The sequence below is a fragment of the Citrobacter sp. KTE30 genome, from assembly GCF_000398825.1.
GTDB classification, from domain to species: Bacteria; Pseudomonadota; Gammaproteobacteria; order Enterobacterales; family Enterobacteriaceae; genus Citrobacter; species Citrobacter freundii.
This window is the reverse complement of the sequence record NZ_KB976055.1, coordinates 2542192-2558684: the sequence shown is the minus strand read 5'-3', so window position 1 is coordinate 2558684 and position 16493 is coordinate 2542192. Positions and strand designations below refer to the sequence as shown.

General features: G+C 48.2%; 24 protein-coding genes and 1 pseudogene. 22 read left to right on the top strand and 3 right to left on the bottom strand.

Annotation, left to right across the window (positions count from 1 at the left end; translation table 11 throughout):
• Position 1 precedes the first annotated feature (1 nt).
• Entirely contained in the window at positions 2–340 is a 339-nt protein-coding gene (locus WC1_RS10900) for a DUF977 family protein (RefSeq protein ID WP_016150447.1), read from the top strand.
• Between the two features lie 32 nt (positions 341–372).
• On the opposite strand, the gene WC1_RS25070 is transcribed toward WC1_RS10900, so the two are convergent.
• Positions 373–501, bottom strand: coding sequence for a hypothetical protein (locus WC1_RS25070; protein WP_255344760.1), 129 nt, complete (start codon positions 499–501; stop codon positions 373–375).
• A gap of 192 nt (positions 502–693) precedes the next feature.
• On the opposite strand from WC1_RS25070, the gene WC1_RS24460 reads away from it, so the two are divergent.
• The 8 genes from WC1_RS24460 to WC1_RS10925 all read left to right on the top strand — a co-directional run bounded on the left by WC1_RS24460 (position 694) and on the right by WC1_RS10925 (position 4827).
• Entirely contained in the window at positions 694–1407 is a 714-nt protein-coding gene (locus WC1_RS24460; RefSeq protein WP_141110479.1) for a hypothetical protein, read from the top strand.
• 11 nt (positions 1408–1418) lie between these two features.
• Positions 1419–2093 (top strand): hypothetical protein, encoded by a 675-nt coding sequence (locus tag WC1_RS24455; RefSeq protein ID WP_016150444.1) that lies wholly within the window; start codon positions 1419–1421, stop codon positions 2091–2093.
• Positions 2094–2096: 3 nt separating this feature from the next.
• Positions 2097–2633 (top strand): hypothetical protein, encoded by a 537-nt coding sequence (locus WC1_RS10905; protein ID WP_016150443.1) that lies wholly within the window; start codon positions 2097–2099, stop codon positions 2631–2633.
• 381 nt (positions 2634–3014) lie between these two features.
• On the top strand, positions 3015–3248 hold the full coding sequence (locus tag WC1_RS10910; protein WP_016150442.1) for a DinI family protein: 234 nt from the start codon (positions 3015–3017) through the stop codon (positions 3246–3248).
• A 45-nt stretch (positions 3249–3293) separates the two neighbouring features.
• The gene (locus tag WC1_RS23775) at positions 3294–3539 is read left to right on the top strand and encodes a hypothetical protein (protein ID WP_016150441.1); all 246 of its coding nucleotides are present in this window, start codon (positions 3294–3296) and stop codon (positions 3537–3539) included.
• Between the two features lie 129 nt (positions 3540–3668).
• The gene (locus WC1_RS10915; RefSeq protein WP_016150440.1) at positions 3669–3869 is read left to right on the top strand and encodes a hypothetical protein; all 201 of its coding nucleotides are present in this window, start codon (positions 3669–3671) and stop codon (positions 3867–3869) included.
• Positions 3845–4231 carry a RusA family crossover junction endodeoxyribonuclease gene (locus tag WC1_RS10920; protein WP_016150439.1) on the top strand — a complete coding sequence of 129 codons (387 nt, stop codon included), beginning with the start codon at positions 3845–3847 and terminating at the stop codon, positions 4229–4231. Before WC1_RS10915 ends, WC1_RS10920 begins: the two co-directional genes overlap by 25 nt.
• Positions 4228–4827, top strand: a complete 600-nt coding sequence (locus WC1_RS10925) for a hypothetical protein (RefSeq protein ID WP_016150438.1) — start codon at positions 4228–4230, stop codon at positions 4825–4827. The genes WC1_RS10920 and WC1_RS10925 overlap by 4 nt, the downstream gene beginning before the upstream one ends.
• Positions 4828–5169: 342 nt before the next feature.
• Here the strand turns inward: WC1_RS10925 and WC1_RS10930 are convergent, their stop codons facing one another.
• Positions 5170–5382, bottom strand: coding sequence for a KTSC domain-containing protein (locus tag WC1_RS10930; RefSeq protein WP_016150437.1), 213 nt, complete (start codon positions 5380–5382; stop codon positions 5170–5172).
• 704 nt (positions 5383–6086) lie between these two features.
• On the opposite strand from WC1_RS10930, the gene WC1_RS10935 reads away from it, so the two are divergent.
• The 8 genes and pseudogenes from WC1_RS10935 to WC1_RS10970 all read left to right on the top strand — a co-directional run bounded on the left by WC1_RS10935 (position 6087) and on the right by WC1_RS10970 (position 9220).
• Complete coding sequence (locus WC1_RS10935; RefSeq protein WP_016150436.1) at positions 6087–6275, top strand: hypothetical protein; 189 nt, start codon at positions 6087–6089, stop codon at positions 6273–6275.
• Between the two features lie 159 nt (positions 6276–6434).
• Positions 6435–6572: pseudogene (locus WC1_RS23770) on the top strand (putative holin); the annotation flags it as partial.
• Between the two features lie 370 nt (positions 6573–6942).
• Entirely contained in the window at positions 6943–7221 is a 279-nt protein-coding gene (locus tag WC1_RS10950) for a phage holin (RefSeq protein WP_016150433.1), read from the top strand.
• A complete protein-coding gene (locus WC1_RS10955) occupies positions 7193–7741 on the top strand; it encodes a lysozyme (protein ID WP_016150432.1) in 549 nt (182 codons plus the stop codon). Before WC1_RS10950 ends, WC1_RS10955 begins: the two co-directional genes overlap by 29 nt.
• Positions 7738–8253, top strand: a complete 516-nt coding sequence (locus tag WC1_RS0122825) for a DUF2514 domain-containing protein (RefSeq protein WP_032947994.1) — start codon at positions 7738–7740, stop codon at positions 8251–8253. Before WC1_RS10955 ends, WC1_RS0122825 begins: the two co-directional genes overlap by 4 nt.
• Positions 8250–8480 (top strand): hypothetical protein, encoded by a 231-nt coding sequence (locus WC1_RS10960; RefSeq protein ID WP_016150430.1) that lies wholly within the window; start codon positions 8250–8252, stop codon positions 8478–8480. The genes WC1_RS0122825 and WC1_RS10960 overlap by 4 nt, the downstream gene beginning before the upstream one ends.
• Positions 8481–8599: 119 nt before the next feature.
• Complete coding sequence (locus tag WC1_RS10965; protein ID WP_016150429.1) at positions 8600–8818, top strand: hypothetical protein; 219 nt, start codon at positions 8600–8602, stop codon at positions 8816–8818.
• A 147-nt stretch (positions 8819–8965) separates the two neighbouring features.
• Complete coding sequence (locus WC1_RS10970) at positions 8966–9220, top strand: hypothetical protein (protein WP_016150428.1); 255 nt, start codon at positions 8966–8968, stop codon at positions 9218–9220.
• Here WC1_RS10970 and WC1_RS23090 read toward each other — a convergent pair whose 3' ends face one another.
• Positions 9221–9736, bottom strand: coding sequence for a DUF2441 domain-containing protein (locus WC1_RS23090; protein WP_016150427.1), 516 nt, complete (start codon positions 9734–9736; stop codon positions 9221–9223).
• A gap of 272 nt (positions 9737–10008) precedes the next feature.
• On the opposite strand from WC1_RS23090, the gene WC1_RS10975 reads away from it, so the two are divergent.
• Genes WC1_RS10975 through WC1_RS10995 form a run of 5 tightly spaced genes read left to right on the top strand, consistent with a single transcriptional unit; the run spans position 10009 to position 16427 of the window.
• Positions 10009–10515, top strand: a complete 507-nt coding sequence (locus tag WC1_RS10975; RefSeq protein ID WP_016150425.1) for a DUF1441 family protein — start codon at positions 10009–10011, stop codon at positions 10513–10515.
• 3 nt (positions 10516–10518) lie between these two features.
• Positions 10519–12636 (top strand): phage terminase large subunit family protein, encoded by a 2118-nt coding sequence (locus tag WC1_RS10980; RefSeq protein WP_016150424.1) that lies wholly within the window; start codon positions 10519–10521, stop codon positions 12634–12636.
• Positions 12633–12848 (top strand): hypothetical protein, encoded by a 216-nt coding sequence (locus tag WC1_RS10985; protein WP_016150423.1) that lies wholly within the window; start codon positions 12633–12635, stop codon positions 12846–12848. The genes WC1_RS10980 and WC1_RS10985 overlap by 4 nt, the downstream gene beginning before the upstream one ends.
• 8 nt (positions 12849–12856) lie before the next feature.
• Positions 12857–14368 carry a phage portal protein gene (locus WC1_RS10990; protein WP_016150422.1) on the top strand — a complete coding sequence of 504 codons (1512 nt, stop codon included), beginning with the start codon at positions 12857–12859 and terminating at the stop codon, positions 14366–14368.
• Positions 14325–16427: a ClpP-like prohead protease/major capsid protein fusion protein gene (locus WC1_RS10995; protein ID WP_016150421.1), complete on the top strand. Its 2103-nt coding sequence runs from the start codon at positions 14325–14327 to the stop codon at positions 16425–16427. Before WC1_RS10990 ends, WC1_RS10995 begins: the two co-directional genes overlap by 44 nt.
• The last annotated feature ends 66 nt before the right edge of the window (positions 16428–16493 follow it).

Genomic DNA, 16493 nt, shown 5'->3' with positions numbered 1-16493 from the left:
CATGCCAAGACCAAACACACCAGAAGAGCAGGCGGCACTTATCCGGGTGATCATCGAAGAGGTGAAAATCCGTGGACGCTTAACCGTTAGCGAGGCATCACAGATGTTGTCGCTGCATCGTCAGACTGCTGAGAAGTATTTCCGCGTAGCAGCCGAACGCGGCGAACTCATTCGTTACGGTCGTCTTGGTTTGTTCAGGGACCAGAAGGCTGTGATTGATTTCGATCTCCAGCGTTTTTCATACGGATCGAGTAAGCCTGTGATTGAGTTACCAGCAGATTTTCGGGGAAGCGCGGTTATGCGCCGGGTTATAGATATTGTTGGTAGAATGCCAGCATGACAATTATCAACCATCCTGCACACGGTTCTGTATCACTCGATCGCCTGCACCAGATACAGGAAATACTTAGTAAAGCAGCCGCACAAAGTGACGGTGGTAATCTCGGCTACGCCATGGCACTGCGCAAGATGACGAAGCAGCGGGGAATGAGGTAAAGGCATTTGAGCTCGTTAAAAATGCTGCTTAGACTTGAATGGAAGTTTTAACGATAAGTTATCCCATAAGGCGGCAAATATACTAAGCTGATTTTGAACGCAAGACGTATAAAGAAAATTATTGATTATAGTTTGCTAAAAAAACTAGGTTTTTTTATACTTTCTGAAAATGTGGAAATTACTATAATGGACATTAAAATGAACAAAGTTTTTGATTTTCAACAGATTAATTTTTTTACAGACAACAGTGACGTTTCTGCAACGCCGCACTTAATAAAGGGATTGTTAGATGTTTTGGGGAAGTATAGTTTAATCCCTACCTTTGGCCAAGAGATAAACGCTATGACTGGGGAGCAAAAACAAGTAGTGACAATGATGGAACCATCCCAGTCATATCGTATCGAATTCCCAAGCGGGCTTGTAGCAATAAGTGCTATTAATTTAGATAATAGTGTTTTCACTGATCGTAGTATTAGTATTCTTAAAGATCTGAAATCAATTTTTCCATCAAAAAAAGCTAATAGATTAGCATATATTCAAAATAAAATATTTCAAAGCTCACCTGAATATTACAAAGAATTATATGGTAAAATATTTACCTATCATTCTGTAGAACCATTTGAGTGGGATAGTCGAATTGCTATTAAAAAACATTTGGCCGCACATGATGAAATTATAAACAGTATTAGTAAAATTCGCCGTGGATCGTTTAATTTACCTATAAGCAATGTGGCTGCTTTTAATTCTTTTTCGACTGGAATTGATTGTATTAGTTTTGAAATGGATACTAATACAGTAGCTGAAAATGTGAATCTTCGTTTCGATCTTGACAGTTGTATATCAGTGCTGCAGGAACTCTTTGAAGAAAATAACCTTTTATATCAAGAAGTTAAGCGCTACACTGACAAATGAATGGGAATCATATGAAAAATACATTTAATAAAATGGATTCAATGTATATTTCAGCGAACAGCATCAAATATCCTGAACCTTATAAAAGATATGGTGCTTCAGATGCCATGTTTTTTTATAAGTATATTAATACCTTATTTGGTGTTGAAAAATACAATCGGAGTGGTGACCAAACCTACGTTGACCAAAGTAGTAATGGAAAACATAGTGATCAAGATTCTGGCATGTCCACTGTCAATGAAGGATCTGGAGTGGTTGAAAACAAATCGCTCTTAATTCTTAGGAAGAAGAATGCAATACTTGATTGCCTTAAAGGCGATGAGTATGTAGAGGGCGAGACTAGTAAAACAGTTATGCTCTTGGAGGCTATCCACCTCCGAGAAAAAGAATTATTTGGACAGATTTTTCAAGAGGTCTGGCTTCATTTGTTTACACAGCAAAGTTATGAATTACGCAAATTTATTAATATGTCTTCTTCTTTAAATTATAACTGGCTAAATGATAAAGCAGATGCGTTAATATTGAGTGCTTGTTCCCATAAGGATATTTATGTTAACGAGGCTGCAATAAGAGCTGTTGAGTCTTGGGAGCAAACTAAACATGCTGCGTATTTGAACAATATTAAAAAATTCGAAGTTAAATGGTTAGAAGATTATAAAAACGCAGTCTTGGCTGAATTGGAGTAGTAAATGGGGCATTTATTGCGTAAGTTTTCATTGGCTAAATGGGAGCCAAATAGAGGTATAGATTCTCAAGACATTTCGGCAGATGCTATCACGGGATGCACAAGAACGTCCAATAATACGCTTTCAGTTTGGTCATCTACAACTCAGGATTTTGCTAGTGAAGAAGTGGAGAAATTAATAGTAGCTTTAGCTACTACCATGAACGAGCCCGCAGCCATAGATCTTATATGGTTAGAGGATGAATGGCTTCAGTCAAATGGAATAGAGCTGGTTTCCTCATCTGGCGGATCTAAATATAAGTCGTTGAATAATAAGCATAAAGACCTTGCTTCCCTAAAGCACTCATCTTTATCTCTTGTTGGAGAACATATTCTTTCTCAAATGCAAGATGATACTAAATTTAAGCGTATTACTAAAAAAGAGTTAATAAAACTTGTGGTGAAATGGATGAATGCTGATAAGGAATTTAATATTGATGAATTAAAGGAAAAATGGCGTAACCCAATCATGAATTTAATGGATAAACAAGTAGGACAATGATTTTAATTATATGAAACTGTAGTGTTTTACTTAAAGCAACAATATTCATTTAAAATTTCATAGCAAAACATGAAATGATTCCAAATCAATTACTCTTCACCTGAGTAGCCAAAACCTCCTTCAACGGAGGTTTTTTCGTCCTAACATGCGCCTATAAGCAGCGATGCAACTCCTCTGCCTTTGCTGTAAGGGCAAACTTGTCGGAGTTATGCCAGCAGAAACAAATAGCGGTGTAATAAAACATTGCTAATTCAACCCGCTACGGCGGGTTTTCTTTTTTTGCTTCTGACAGAAAATTAACAATTTGTGCTCTTAAAGCGTTGATCATTTTCGCGCATGGGTATACTGTATAAAAACACAGTTTATGCAGTGGAGGCCATTATGAAAGTTGAACTCACCATTGATCGTACTAAAGAACTTCTAAAGGGAACTGTTCCGGCACTGGAGAAAGAATTGCTTAAAAGGTTGGGCAACCACTATGAGAACTGCAGCCTAAGCATACGACGTGCAGGCTCCGATGGTTTAAGTGTGTTTGGGGGTGACAAGGAAGATAAAAAGAAAATAGAGACTATCCTCCAGGAAACCTGGGAAAGTGCTGACGACTGGTTTTATTAATTATTTTGGGTGTTACTTTGATCCCGTTTGCATGGGGGAGTTTAAGTGAAAGAAAAAGTAGAATTACCCCAAAAAGGCTACGCAGTCATCAGATGTCACGATGGGGTCATCGTTGCCAGATTGCAATCATTTCCAGAATGTGAACGTGCCTTGATGTACCGGCGCGGCAGCATGGTGTCTTTCATGCCTCTTCAGGATGATGAAATTATTGGTACACCAACGTTGTTTACTCAGATGCTGGAAAGGGCTGGTTATCGCGTTACTCAGAATTCTGTTACACTCCCGTCATAGGCCTGAACAACCTATACCTGCTGCGCCACAGGAGAAAAGCCCCATGGTGCAAGATCAATTCAAGCAATCCCACATACTGACGTTAATCAACGCCAGCGATTTTCTTTTTGCCGCATCCAGAGGTGCGTTATGAAGAAAAGCTGGTTTCAACATACACAACTCACCACTGAGCAGGCTGACGAACTGGAAGCCAGCTATCACGCAAAGCAGATTAAGACCGAGCGTAGTCTGGATAATGACTTCATTCACTGGACGATCAGCGCGTTCTTGCCAGAAGTCTCTAAGCCTCCGCGTCAGGACAGAACATGGCAACAACGGATCTGGAGGTGAATGTGAAAGTCTACGATATCACCCCAATGGGCAAGCCCAGAATGACGCGCGCTGACAAATGGAAAAAACGCCCCGAGGTTCTGCGTTACCGGGCTTTCTGTGATGAAGTTCGTCTGCGGGGTGTTGAGCTGCCGGAAAGCGGTTCACATGTTACCTTCATTCTGCCGATGCCAGCGAGCTGGAGCAAAAAGAAACGGGCTGAGTTCAACGGTAAACCACACCAGGCTAAACCTGATTTTGACAATATGATGAAAGCCCTGATGGACGCTATTTACGAAAATGATGCTCATATATGGGATGCACGGGTATCAAAATTATGGGGAGAAACCGGGAGAATAATTATTGAGGAGCTAAAACCATGACGCCACGCAAACGCAGACTACAGCAGTCAGCATTTGAAAAAGCAGCAGCTGCGCCGCGTAAAAGCTGGCTGGGTAAATGCATTCTCCTGACGGGGATCCAGTCAGGATGGATTAAATCCCTTCTTACTACATGGGGCGAGGGTGTGGGAGGAAAAACTGCACCCCGTTTGCCGCGAAGTCATGCGTGCTGGAATGTTATTAAAGGACGAAACTGGTCAGATAAGGCACTGGAGAGATTCACTGTTGCTTTAAATCAGGCGAGAGAAGAGGGATTCCGTGGACAGCAGGCAATGAACAGGGCGCACAGCATTCTCTGGCCGCAGCCACCAGCCAGTGTAATTGATGAAGCCCTGCATAATGATGATGTCGATTTTGTTGAGCAATGCGTGCTGCGGGCGCTGGATATAAATGATCCGGTTTATGTTGTTGGTCTTCAGTATTACACCACCCGAAAAAAAATCTCAGACATAACCCGGGAACTGCAGGTGATTGCGCCATGGTTAACTGACGGGGAGGCGAGAAAGCGCGTGCGTTGGTGTCTGGAAATATTTAGAGCAAAGGTCTTTCTGGAAGCGCGCAAACTGTTATCTGAATAGACTAACTGAAATCAATTTTAGCTATTAGTGCTATTTTTTGGTAATGGTGTTGAAAACGGGCCAGAAAATCAGATAATCCATTCATGCTTGGCAGAGCTGCGCCACGATGGCAGCGACGAAAAGCGAACAATTTGAATATAACGAGAACCCCGCCAGCGCGGGGTTTTTGCTTTCCGGCGATACGACAGGGGTATTCGCGAACTTGCTACGGCAAAGTACCCCTGTCACATCGTCGGTCTAACCTTAGAAAAGATAAAAGCATGCCATTTCGCGGGCTTTATCATCTCTGGAGCCAGGTGTCGAAAATTAAAACAACACCTAATACGGTATATTTACCCTGACTTACCCAATTTTTCTGCAAAGGTATTTATCTTTGATAACACCATCAAAGAAACGCCCCTTGGATTTAGCCTCTAAAAAGGTATTGTAAATTTTGGCTGAAACTCCAATGTACTGATAAGTTCCAGAATTAGTAAATGCAATCTCCAGAATTTTTTCTGAAGGATAATAACCTATGGATTTTATTTTAGATGACATAACTATCTGATGGCGCATTTTACCTCCTTGTTGTTCTTTTTAATCGGTTCCTTATTGTACACCCGTAGATATTTTTCATGGGTAATTACATGAATGTTATGTCGATTGTTTTGACGCAGGGATGAGCCGAAGGTATGTTATTTTAGTGGTGAATCCCCCAGTGCGGCGGGGCGTCCGGTAAAGTCAATATCCCTTTGACGCAATATGCACGCGAGGCATGCTGTCCGGGGCAGTCTCACCGGGAGGCACCCGGCACCACACTCATTTCTTATAATGCTAAATTTCTAATCTCAGACTCGCTCATCCGAACGAGCCTGTTTCATTTTAGGCTCATGAGTTTCATTCAATTGAATATTACCTGATACAGTAATACTAGAACTGCAAGATAACCCCAGTATTGTATGTGGTAAAAAAATGTATTTGTCATCTTTCATCCCTCTGGTTCCATTTTGTTATGTTCCTTATGCAATAAATGAACCATTCTAGAGGTGAATAAAATCAATTTGTTATGATGGGCTTGTGACGTTAGATGCACTCCGGAAGTGCAATCGCACTAAAAAGAGGCTCATCAGTAGAGTTATTACATCGCACCTGATAATGCCATCTGAAGAGGCTATGGCCAGAACTAGCCCCGTGGATAGCAAACAATGAGTTGTGGTTTCTTGCAACGCTGCATAATCTGCCCCGCTCTATACTATCTGCTTAGTATCGCGGAGGAATGTATGAAGGAAGGGTATTACTGGATTCAGCATAACGGTGTTGTTCAGGTGGCGTATTACACGAACGACACTGTTGATGATCTGGAAACGGGTAAAACAATCACAGGTGTCTGGCATCTGACCAGAGGCGATGACATATGCCATAACGGTGAAGCAGAGGTGTTAGAAGGTCCTCTCACCCCACCTATGTAAACAATCCTACTTACTTTGAGGCTGCCGCATGGTGGCCTTTTTCATTTCAGGCTCACGGGAATCATCCGCTACGTGCTTTGTTGATAAATCCAGCCCGTGAAGCCTGAGCCTATTTCCCCTCATTCCTGAGAGGACTCACAGCTATTAAGAGGGGGCTAAATGTCCGATCCGATTTCCGGTACTGGGCTGGCTGGTAGTGTCCTGACGGGGGCCAGCGTCTATGGATTTCTGTCCGGAACCGATTACGGCGTGGTGTTTGGCGCATTTGCCGGAGCTGTGTTTTACGTGGACACAGCCGTATATATCATATTATGGGTTACTCCAGATTAAAGCCTCTGGCTGTCGCCCTCGATATATAGAATCCTATTACCGACCCTACTCCTCCAAAAATGAATTCGACTAAGCGTAGATCCATTCCGTACGTCTCATGGAATGACAGCCCAATTTTTAAAATTGACATAACAGTAACTCCAAACACCCAAAGAAAAGAACAAATCGCGAATAATTTATAGAATTTATTTTTCATACCGCCTCCTGTTTCTTTTCAAAATACACAAATTTCAGGCTCACTGGTATCACTCCCTTCGTGCTTTGATGAAAATCACAGCCTGTGAAGCCTGATCTTTTCATCACATACAGCGCCATCCGAAAAATCGGAGGTGAGGCTATGACCAGAATGAGCACCATTTACAGCAGACTTTCATATGGATCAGGAACCACGCTTGCCGGCTGCGGTGTATCAGCGAAGGCATATGCCGAAACAGCTAAAACAGCAAAAGAGGTGTCCTGGATGTTGGCCGACAGAATTGCAGGGTTAAGCCTGAGCGACTGGGCAATTATTGTCGGTATCGCATGCACCGTTATTACCTGTGCAGTGAACTGGTATTTCCGCTGGAAAGAACGGGAGGATCGTCGCAATGGCTATGCCACAAAAGCTGAAGAATAAACTGAGCGCAGCTGTCGTTGGGTTAATTCTTGCCGGGGCTTCCGCACCCGTGATTCTCGATCAGTTTCTGGATGAGAAAGAGGGTAACAGCCTGACGGCGTATCGTGACGGCGGCGGAATCTGGACCATTTGCCGTGGCGCCACGATGGTTGATGGTAAGCCAGTAGTTCAGGGCATGAGGCTTTCTGCTGAGAAATGTGCCCAGGTAAACTCCATAGAACGCGACAAGGCGCTGGCGTGGGCTGAGCAAAATATCAAGGTACCACTGACCGAACCACAGAAAGCCGGGATCGCGTCTTTCTGCCCATATAACATCGGCCCCGGAAAATGTTTCCCGTCCACGTTCTATAAGCGAATTAATGCTGGCGACCGTAAAGGAGCTTGTGAAGCGATCCGCTGGTGGATTAAAGACGGGAGTCGCGATTGTCGCCTGACCAAAGGCCAGAAAAATGGCTGCTATGGCCAGGTAGAACGACGAGACCAGGAAAGCGCACTGACGTGCTGGGGGATAGACCAGTGAGTCTGCGCTATCAGTTCATTGCCATTTCGGTACTGGTGGCCGTCGCATTTATCGCCGGAAACGAGTGGAGTAACCGCGGTTGGGAAAAAAAGTGGGCGGAACGTGATAGCGCGGAATCATCGCAAACAGCGAACGCGCAGACCGCCGCCCGCATGATTGAACAAGGGCGAATTATTGCCCGTGATGAGGCTGTAAAAGATGCACAAGCACAAGCCGCTAAATCTGCTTCCACTGCTGCTGGCCTGTCTGCCACTATTAGTCAGTTGCGCACCGAAGCAACAAAGCTTGCCGCCCGCCTGGACGCCGCAAAGCGCACCTCAGATCTTGCCGCTGCCGTTAGAAGCAAAACAGCCGGAGCCGACGCCGCAGTGCTCGCCGACATGCTCGGACGCCTTGCAGAAGAAGCTCGATATTATGCTGAGCGATCTGACGAAAGCTACCGGGCTGGAATGACATGTGAGCGCGTTTACGACTCGGTGAGACAGTCGAATAACAACAGGGTTACACGATGAACGTAGAAAACCTCAGTGAAGCGTATTACCTCAATAACAATATAAAAGAACTACAGCGACAGAAAGATATTCTGGAAAGTGGTTCTGGGCTAGGTGTGACAATCCAGTCTACCTATCAGGATAATGCCTTTCTTGAGGCGATACGCCCACATGCAGCGGCTGCACTTGACCGCCGTATTGAGGATAAGAAAAAAAAGCTCTCTGATCTAAGTGTCACTTTCTCTTAACTATTTGACTCATATCATTGTTTATACGCATCATCAAATAATTAGTTGAAATAGTGCACAGTAAACTCCATATGGATTCAGTACCCATGCGCCTAATGGGTTTTTAACAAGGATATCCTATGAAACAAGAGTATAAATTGCCGCCTTTGCCGGAAAACATGCGTTATAGTGCCGAAGTGGCAATTGATTTTGAAACTCCAAACCGTTTTGATGCTCCTGAAGGAATGGTTATAAAAGCTCTCGATGTAGAAAAGAAAATTGCATACTGTGTTGCTTTTCAAATGTACAGTGAAGAACAAGATATGTGGGTGACTGTACGTATCCCTACAGTAGATTAATAGGTTTTTACATCATTCTAGCCTCGCAATAGCGGGGCTTTTTATTACCAGAAGAAGGAAATACCATGTTTACCGTTAGGACCATTATCAACGGCGTGACCCAAATCTGTGAACATCGGATCATACGCATTTGAGAGGATTTGAATCATGAAGCAGGGTTGCCACACTCATTTTATCCCTGACTTTAAGTCAGGCAGTTTTGACACCAAAAAATTCACCTTTAGCGTTGAGGCTTTCAGTCAGGAAGAAGCGCTGCAAAAATTGTCTGAAGCAATTAGTGCAGCGCGTGAATCCGGCCTTCAGTTCAGAGAGCCGCCTATAACGATAGGTGGTGTTACGGCTAATTATTTTTATCCATATCGTCCTCATTGCGGAATGATTGGTCCGCATTGGGATGAGTAATTAAGCTACTTTAGGCCCGATAGTTGTAGGAAGTGGAATAACGATTTCCCAAAATGGCTCGTAACCATCTGCGTTGATTGTTTCTCCAGACCAGTATTTGTAAAGACGCTGATAAAATTCATTCATGTTGCATTGAACGCTGAAAATGTTCATGTCTCCCCGATGATAGTTTTCTGTAGTCACTTCAAAAATTGGGGTTGAGCGACGAGACAAAGAACTTCCCCGGAAGTGTTTAACATCATCTAAGTCTTCACATGCGAACATCGACTGTAATCTGGAAGGTTTCTCAGAGAATTTATCTTTCCTTATCAATTCCAGAGCCAGTTCGATAGATTGCCCATAGGGATTGTCTGGCGCATTAAAGGCGTTGTGTAGCGAATACGTCAGGCCATGCTGAGATACTCCCTTTGTAAATAATTCATCATTAAGCAGCGGTGGTCCTTCCAGGGGAACCAGTTCAAAACTGTTTCCTTCCTGCAGTAAGCCACGCCTGTCGAGTGTGTAAAAAGTTGGCATAACAATATTCCTTATCTACTTGTTTTCAACATGCAACTTTCTACTCCGCACAAGCGAAAGGCTCAAGCTATATCGGAGCAATAAATGCAATTGATAATTACTACCATTTTCGCGGGTCCTCCCGGCGATTCTGAACACCGAGGGGGCGAGGACACGCGGAAAACGGCTGGTTTTTTGCATTTTATCGGCATCATCATCATTCCCTTAACTTGTTGATATTTCAGTCGTGAAATTATTCACGATGTCGAAATGGTTAAATATTGTTCATCATCATGGATAACGAACTGAAAAACCTTCGCCTCAATATCAATCAGCTGGCAGCAGTAACCGATCTTCATCGTCAGACGATCGCAAGCAGGCTGAATAACGTTGAGCCTGCTCCGGGCAGCAATTCTCGTCTCAAGCTTTATTCTGTTGTCGATATTCTCCGGGAACTGCTGGGCCGGACCACGGCACCCGAACTGGTGGATATCGATAAGATGTTACCGCCGGATCGTAAGGCATGGTTTCAGTCTGAACGCGAGAGGCTTAAATTCCAGCAGGAAACAGGTGAGTTAATTCCGGCATCGACAGTGACCCGAGAATTTTCATCGATGGCAAAAGCCGTCGTTCAGGTGCTGGAAACGCTGCCGGATATTCTTGAACGTGATTGCGCGATGACGCCTGCAGCTGTCGTTCGGGTGCAAAAAGTCATTGATGACCTGCGGGATCAGATAGCCCTGAAAGTTGAGCAGGCAGATACACCGGAACAGGAGGACAGTTCGCCAGAAGAGGAGTAAGCCATGCGACAGGCCACGGCGGCGGAGCTAAGAAAAAACACTGCCGGGATCATCAGAGCACCGCGCCGAATGCCTGTAGCCGAAGCCGTACATAAATATATGCGTGTTCCGGTCGGCGTGGGTAACTCCGTTGAGTGGGATCCTAATCTTGCCCCTTATGTTGTGGAGCCGATGAACTGCCTGGCATCACGCGAATATGATGCTGTCATTTTTGTTGGCCCTGCCCGAACGGGTAAAACCATTGGTCTGATTGATGGCTGGGTGGTGTACAACGTTGTCTGCGATCCGTCTGACATGCTCATCATTCAGATGACGGAAGAGAAAGCGCGCGAACACTCCAAAAAACGTCTGGCCCGAACATTTCGTGTCAGCCCGGAGGTGGCATGCCGGCTGAGTCCCTCACGCAATGACAACAACGTGCATGACCGGACTTTCCTTGCCGGGAACTACCTGAAGATAGGCTGGCCGTCTATCAACATCATGTCATCCTCAGATTTTAAGTGTGTGGCGCTGACGGATTACGATCGCTTCCCGGAAGATATCGACGGGGAAGGGGACGGATTTTCGCTTGCTTCAAAACGTACCACCACCTTTATGTCGGCAGGGATGACGCTGGTCGAGAGTTCACCGGGCAGGGAAATCACCAATACGAAGTGGCGGAGAAAGTCACCTCACGAAGCCCCTCCCACGACCGGGATCCTGTCTTTATATAACCGCGGCGATCGTCGCCGCTGGTACTGGCCATGTCCACATTGCGGGGAATACTTTCAACCAGCCATGGAGGCGATGACAGGCTACCGGGAAACGTCTGACCCGGTAAAGGCCAGTGAAGCGGCGCATATTGATTGTCCGCATTGTAGCGGCATGATTACCGCCGACAGGAAGCGGGAACTGAACGGAAAGGGTGTCTGGTTGAGAGAGGGACAGACTATCGACCGTGAGGGCAACATCACCGGAGAAGCCCGACGCTCGCGCATTGCCTCGTTCTGGATGGAGGGACCAGCGGCGGCATACCAGACATGGGCGCAACTGGTCTACAAATTACTGACGGCGGAACAGGACTATGAGGCCACTGGAAGCGAAGAAACGCTCAAGACGGTAATTAATACTGACTGGGGGCTTCCTTATCTTCCCCGTGCAGCCAGTGAGCAGCGACGTGCTGACGTGTTGATGCTGCGGGCAGAAGATTATGGCAAACGACTTGTGCCGCCGAAAGTCCGTTTTCTTCTGGCGTCGGTGGATGTGCAGGGCGGGAAGAAGCGCCGTTTTGTCGTCCAGATCATCGGGTACGGTGAAAACGGCGAACGCTGGCTGGTGGACCGCTATAACATCCGCCAGTCCCTGCGTTGTGATGAAAATGGTGAGGCACAGCAGGTGCATCCCGGATCCTATCCGGAAGACTGGCAACTGCTCATCACGGATGTCCTCGAAAAAACCTATGCATTGCAGTCAGACCCTTCACGACGGATGCCCATTCTTGCAATGGCTGTCGACAGCGGCGGGGAAGATGGGGTAACGGATAACGCCTATAAATTCTGGCGCCAGTGTCGTCGTGACGGACTGGGTAAACGGGTTTACCTGATAAAAGGTGACAGCACCCGACGCCAGAAAATCATTACCAAAACGCACCCTGACAACACAGGCCGAAGCGATCGCCGGGCGGATGCGCGTGGTGAGGTTCCGGTATATCTGTTGCAGACAGACCTGCTGAAAGATCAGCTCAGTAACAACCTTGAGCGTGAAACACCCGGTGCCGGGTATATCCATTTTCCTGACTGGCTGGGGGAGTGGTTCTACGAAGAACTGACCTACGAAGAACGCGGTACGGACGGAAAATGGCGCAAACCTGGAAAAGGTAATAACGAAGCCTTTGACCTTTTCTGTTATGCCCACGCCGTCGCTGTCCTGCGTGGCTATGAAAAAATCCGGGACTGGGAACAGCCCCCGGCATGGGCTGCCGCTCAGGAGAGTAATTCAAACATCATTGACGGGGAGCGCCCCAGGGAGATTGCTGTGAAAAAAGCGGTACCTGTACGTTCGTCTCCTGTTTCTGTAACTGAACAGCCCAGCCCGCTTTCTGGTGGCTGGCTGGGTGTCAGTGACAACGGAGGCTGGCTGTGACGAAATCAGAAATTCAGCAGATGCTGGTAACAGTACGCCAGGCATACCGTGATTCCCTGGACGGGAAAAGTGTGTCTTTTACGGGCGTAAATGGTCGCGCCATAACTAACCATGATCCCGTGGCGCTTCGTAGAGAGCTGGAATACTGGGAAAAACGCTGGGTTGCCGTGAACCGTCGCGGTGGATCTTTCAAACTCGCCAGATTTAATTAAGGTCTTTCATGGGTATTTTCGACAGAGCACTTGGTGCAATTGCGCCAGGGTGGGCAGTCGCGCGCGCCAGAAACAAAATGCTGTTGCAGGCATACGATGCGGCGCAGCCTTCCCGGCTTAATAAAACGAAGCGCGAGAGCCGCGCGGCTGACACTGCTGTTGGGGTTGCAGGTGTATCACTGCGCGAGCAGGCGCGGGCGCTGGATGAAGACCATGACATTGTAATTGGTCTGCTGGATAAGCTCGAGGAGCGGGTGATTGGTGCCCAGGGGATTCAGGTTGAACCGCAGCCACTGGGGCTGAACGGAAAACTGCATGAAGAATTTGCGGCAAAGATTTCCGCGCTCTGGTCCGAATGGTCGGTTCGCCCGGAAGTGACCGGGATGTTTACCCGCCCGGAAGCGGAACGGCTGGCACTGCGTTCCGCACTGCGTGATGGTGAAATTTTTACCCAGCTTGTGAGAGGGCCGGTTGCTGGTCTGACTCACTCGACCAGTGTGCCGTTTTCTCTGGAGTTGCTCGAGGCTGACTTTGTGCCGATGAACCTGAACAGCACCTCGGGGCAGCAGATCCGTCAGGGTATTATTGTGAATAACTGGGGCCGTCCGACAGGCTACCGGGTTTATAAATTCCATCCGGCCAACATGACGCGTTTTAGCGCAGAACTGAAAACTGTTGCTGCTGAGAATATGCTGCATCTCGCGCAGCGAAAACGTCTTCATCAGTTACGCGGAGTGAGTCTGTTACACGGCGTGATCCGCCGCCTTGGCGACATTAAGGATTACGAAGAGAGTGAGCGCGTGGCCGCAAGAATCGCTGCTGCGCTGGGCTTTTATATCAAGAGAGGTGATGCCGCTACTTTCCCTCACGAAGACGACTGGAAGCCGTCAGAAAATAAATACCGCTATTTTGATATCGCACCCGGGATGATTTTTGACGATCTGGCACCGGGCGAAGATCTGGGCATGGTGGAATCCAATCGTCCGAATGTCCATCTTCATGAGTTTCGCAACGGGCAATTACGTGCTGTTGCCGCCGGAAGCCGGGGAAGCTATTCCAGCATTGCCCGTGACTACAATGGCACATACAGCGCCCAGCGCCAGGAACTGGTGGAAAGCTATGAAGGCTATAACGTACTGCAGCAATGGTTTGTTGGCCAGCACAGTCGCCCGGTATACCGCGCCTGGCTGGCGATGGCGCTGTTAACGACAGATATCCCACCGGATGTGGATCGAACAACCCTCTTTAATGCGACCTATCTTGGCCCGGTTATGCCGTGGATTGACCCTGTAAAAGAGGCAATGGCCTGGCGGGGAATTGTGCGCGGTGGTGCGGGAACTGAAGCGGAATGGATCCGTGCCCGTGGGCAATCCCCCCAGGAGGTGAAGCGCCAGCGTATGCGTGAAACCGAATTCAACCGAGAAAACGGGCTGGTGTTCGACTCAGACGCCGCCAACGATAAAGGAGTGCTCCCTGATGCAGCAAATGATAAGCCCGCCCCGTCACGGGACGATGATTAACCCCCGCGCCAGTGTGGCTGGTATCGATGCCGCAAACGGTCAGTGCTGGTATGAGATACGCGCCCTGGCTGCAGGGCGTGTGGAAATATTTCTCTATGACGTGATCGGCGGCTGGGGGATTACCGCTCAACAGTTCGTCTCCGACTGTAAGGAAGCTGGGGTATTTGAGGCCAGCTCCGTCGATCTGCATATCCACAGTCCGGGCGGCGATGTGATGCAGGGATTTGCCATCTTTAACACCTTGTCCCGTCTGAAAGCGAAGCTGGATATCTGGGTGGACGGCGTGGCTGCAAGTATGGCTTCAATGATTGTCTGCCTGCCCGGTGCCACGGTGCATATGCCGGAAAACGCCTGGCTGATGGTTCACAAGCCGTGGGGCGGGATCGCCGGGGATTCCGATGATATGCGTGATTACGCTGCCTGGCTTGATCGTAATGAAGCGCTGATGCTCAGTGCCTACATGAACAAGACCGGGCTGGGGCAGGAAGAACTGGAGGCGATGCTGAAAGCTGAGACCTGGCTTAATGGCGCGGAGGCGGTGGAAAAAGGTTTCGCTGACACGCTTGAACCAGAACTGCAGGCCGCGGCCTGTGTGAATCAAAATAAACTGAAGGATTACCAGAATATGCCAGAACAGATTAAAAACCTTTTTGGGCCGCGTGCCGAAGCCCCTGCAAGTCAGCCGCAACCCGCACAAAACCCGGCGCCGCAGGCCGCAAATAACCCACCGGCACAGCAACCCACCCAGCAACCGCTGGCAGGAAATATCGACATTACCGCGCTGGCCGCCCAGCTCCAGCAGCAGATGCAGGCGGCGAATACTGAACGAGTCAGCGCAGTTTCCGCTGTGTTTGATGCGTTTCCTGCTTTCGGCTCGCTGAAAGCAGAATGTATCACGGATATTTCCTGCTCAGCGGAACAGGCCCGTACCAAATTGCTCAATGCGCTGGCGGCAGGGACTACCCCGAGTGCCGGACCGGGTGCAGTTCACATCCATGCGGGTAACGGGAACATTGTTGGTGATTCCATTCGTGCGGCGGTAATGAACCGTGCGGGCTATGCGCAGGCGGAAAAAGATAACGCCTACAACGGGTATACCCTGCGTGAGCTGGCGCGCGCCTCGCTGGTGGATCGTGGTATCGGTATTTCTGGTGTCGGTACCGCACAGGCGATGGTCGGGTTGGCGTTCACCCACAGCAGCAGCGATTTCGGCAATATCCTGATGGATGTGGCGCATAAGGCTGCATTGCTTGGCTGGGATGAGGCCAGCGAAACATTCGAACAGTGGACCCGTAAAGGCACGCTGACCGATTTCAAAACCGCGCACCGCGTTGGTCTGGAATCACTTGCATCGCTGCGTAAGGTTCGCGCCGGGGCGGAATATAAATATGTCACCATTAAGGATCGTGGTGAGCCGATTGCACTGGCCACCTATGGTGAGCTTTTCAGCATTGACCGCCAGACTATCATCAACGACGACCTGGATATGCTGACGCGTATCCCGCAGGCAATGGGGCTTGCTGCGCGAGCCACTGTCGGCGATCTGGTCTGGGCGGTACTGACCAGCAACCCGAAAATGTCGGACGGTAAGCTGTTGTTCCACGCCGATCATGGCAACCTTGTTGCAGCCGATCTGAGTATTGAAGGGCTGGATACTGCGCGTAAGGCAATGCTGCTGCAAAAATCCGGCGATCGTCGTCTGAATATTCGTCCGGCCTACATGCTGACGCCAGTGGCAATTGAGTCACGGGCAAACCAACTGATTAAGTCCGCCAGCGTACCGGGCGCTGACGCGAACAGCGGGATCGTTAACCCGATCCAGAACTTTGTGACAGTGGCTTCTGAGGCCCGCCTGGATGACAGCAGCCCGACCGATTATTACCTGACTGCTGCGCAGGGGCGCGACACCATTGAAGTGGCCTATCTGGACGGTATCGACACGCCATATCTGGAACAGCAGCAGGGCTTCACTGTGGACGGCGCCGCATTCAAGGTGCGCATTGATGCGGGTGTGGCCCCGCTCGACTGGCGCGGGCTGGTTAAAGTCACCAAAAAATAACGACCGCCGCCTGGCGGTTTTTTTATCCCTGAAGGCGGCGCTGGTCGCCTTTTCCTTTTATGGAGA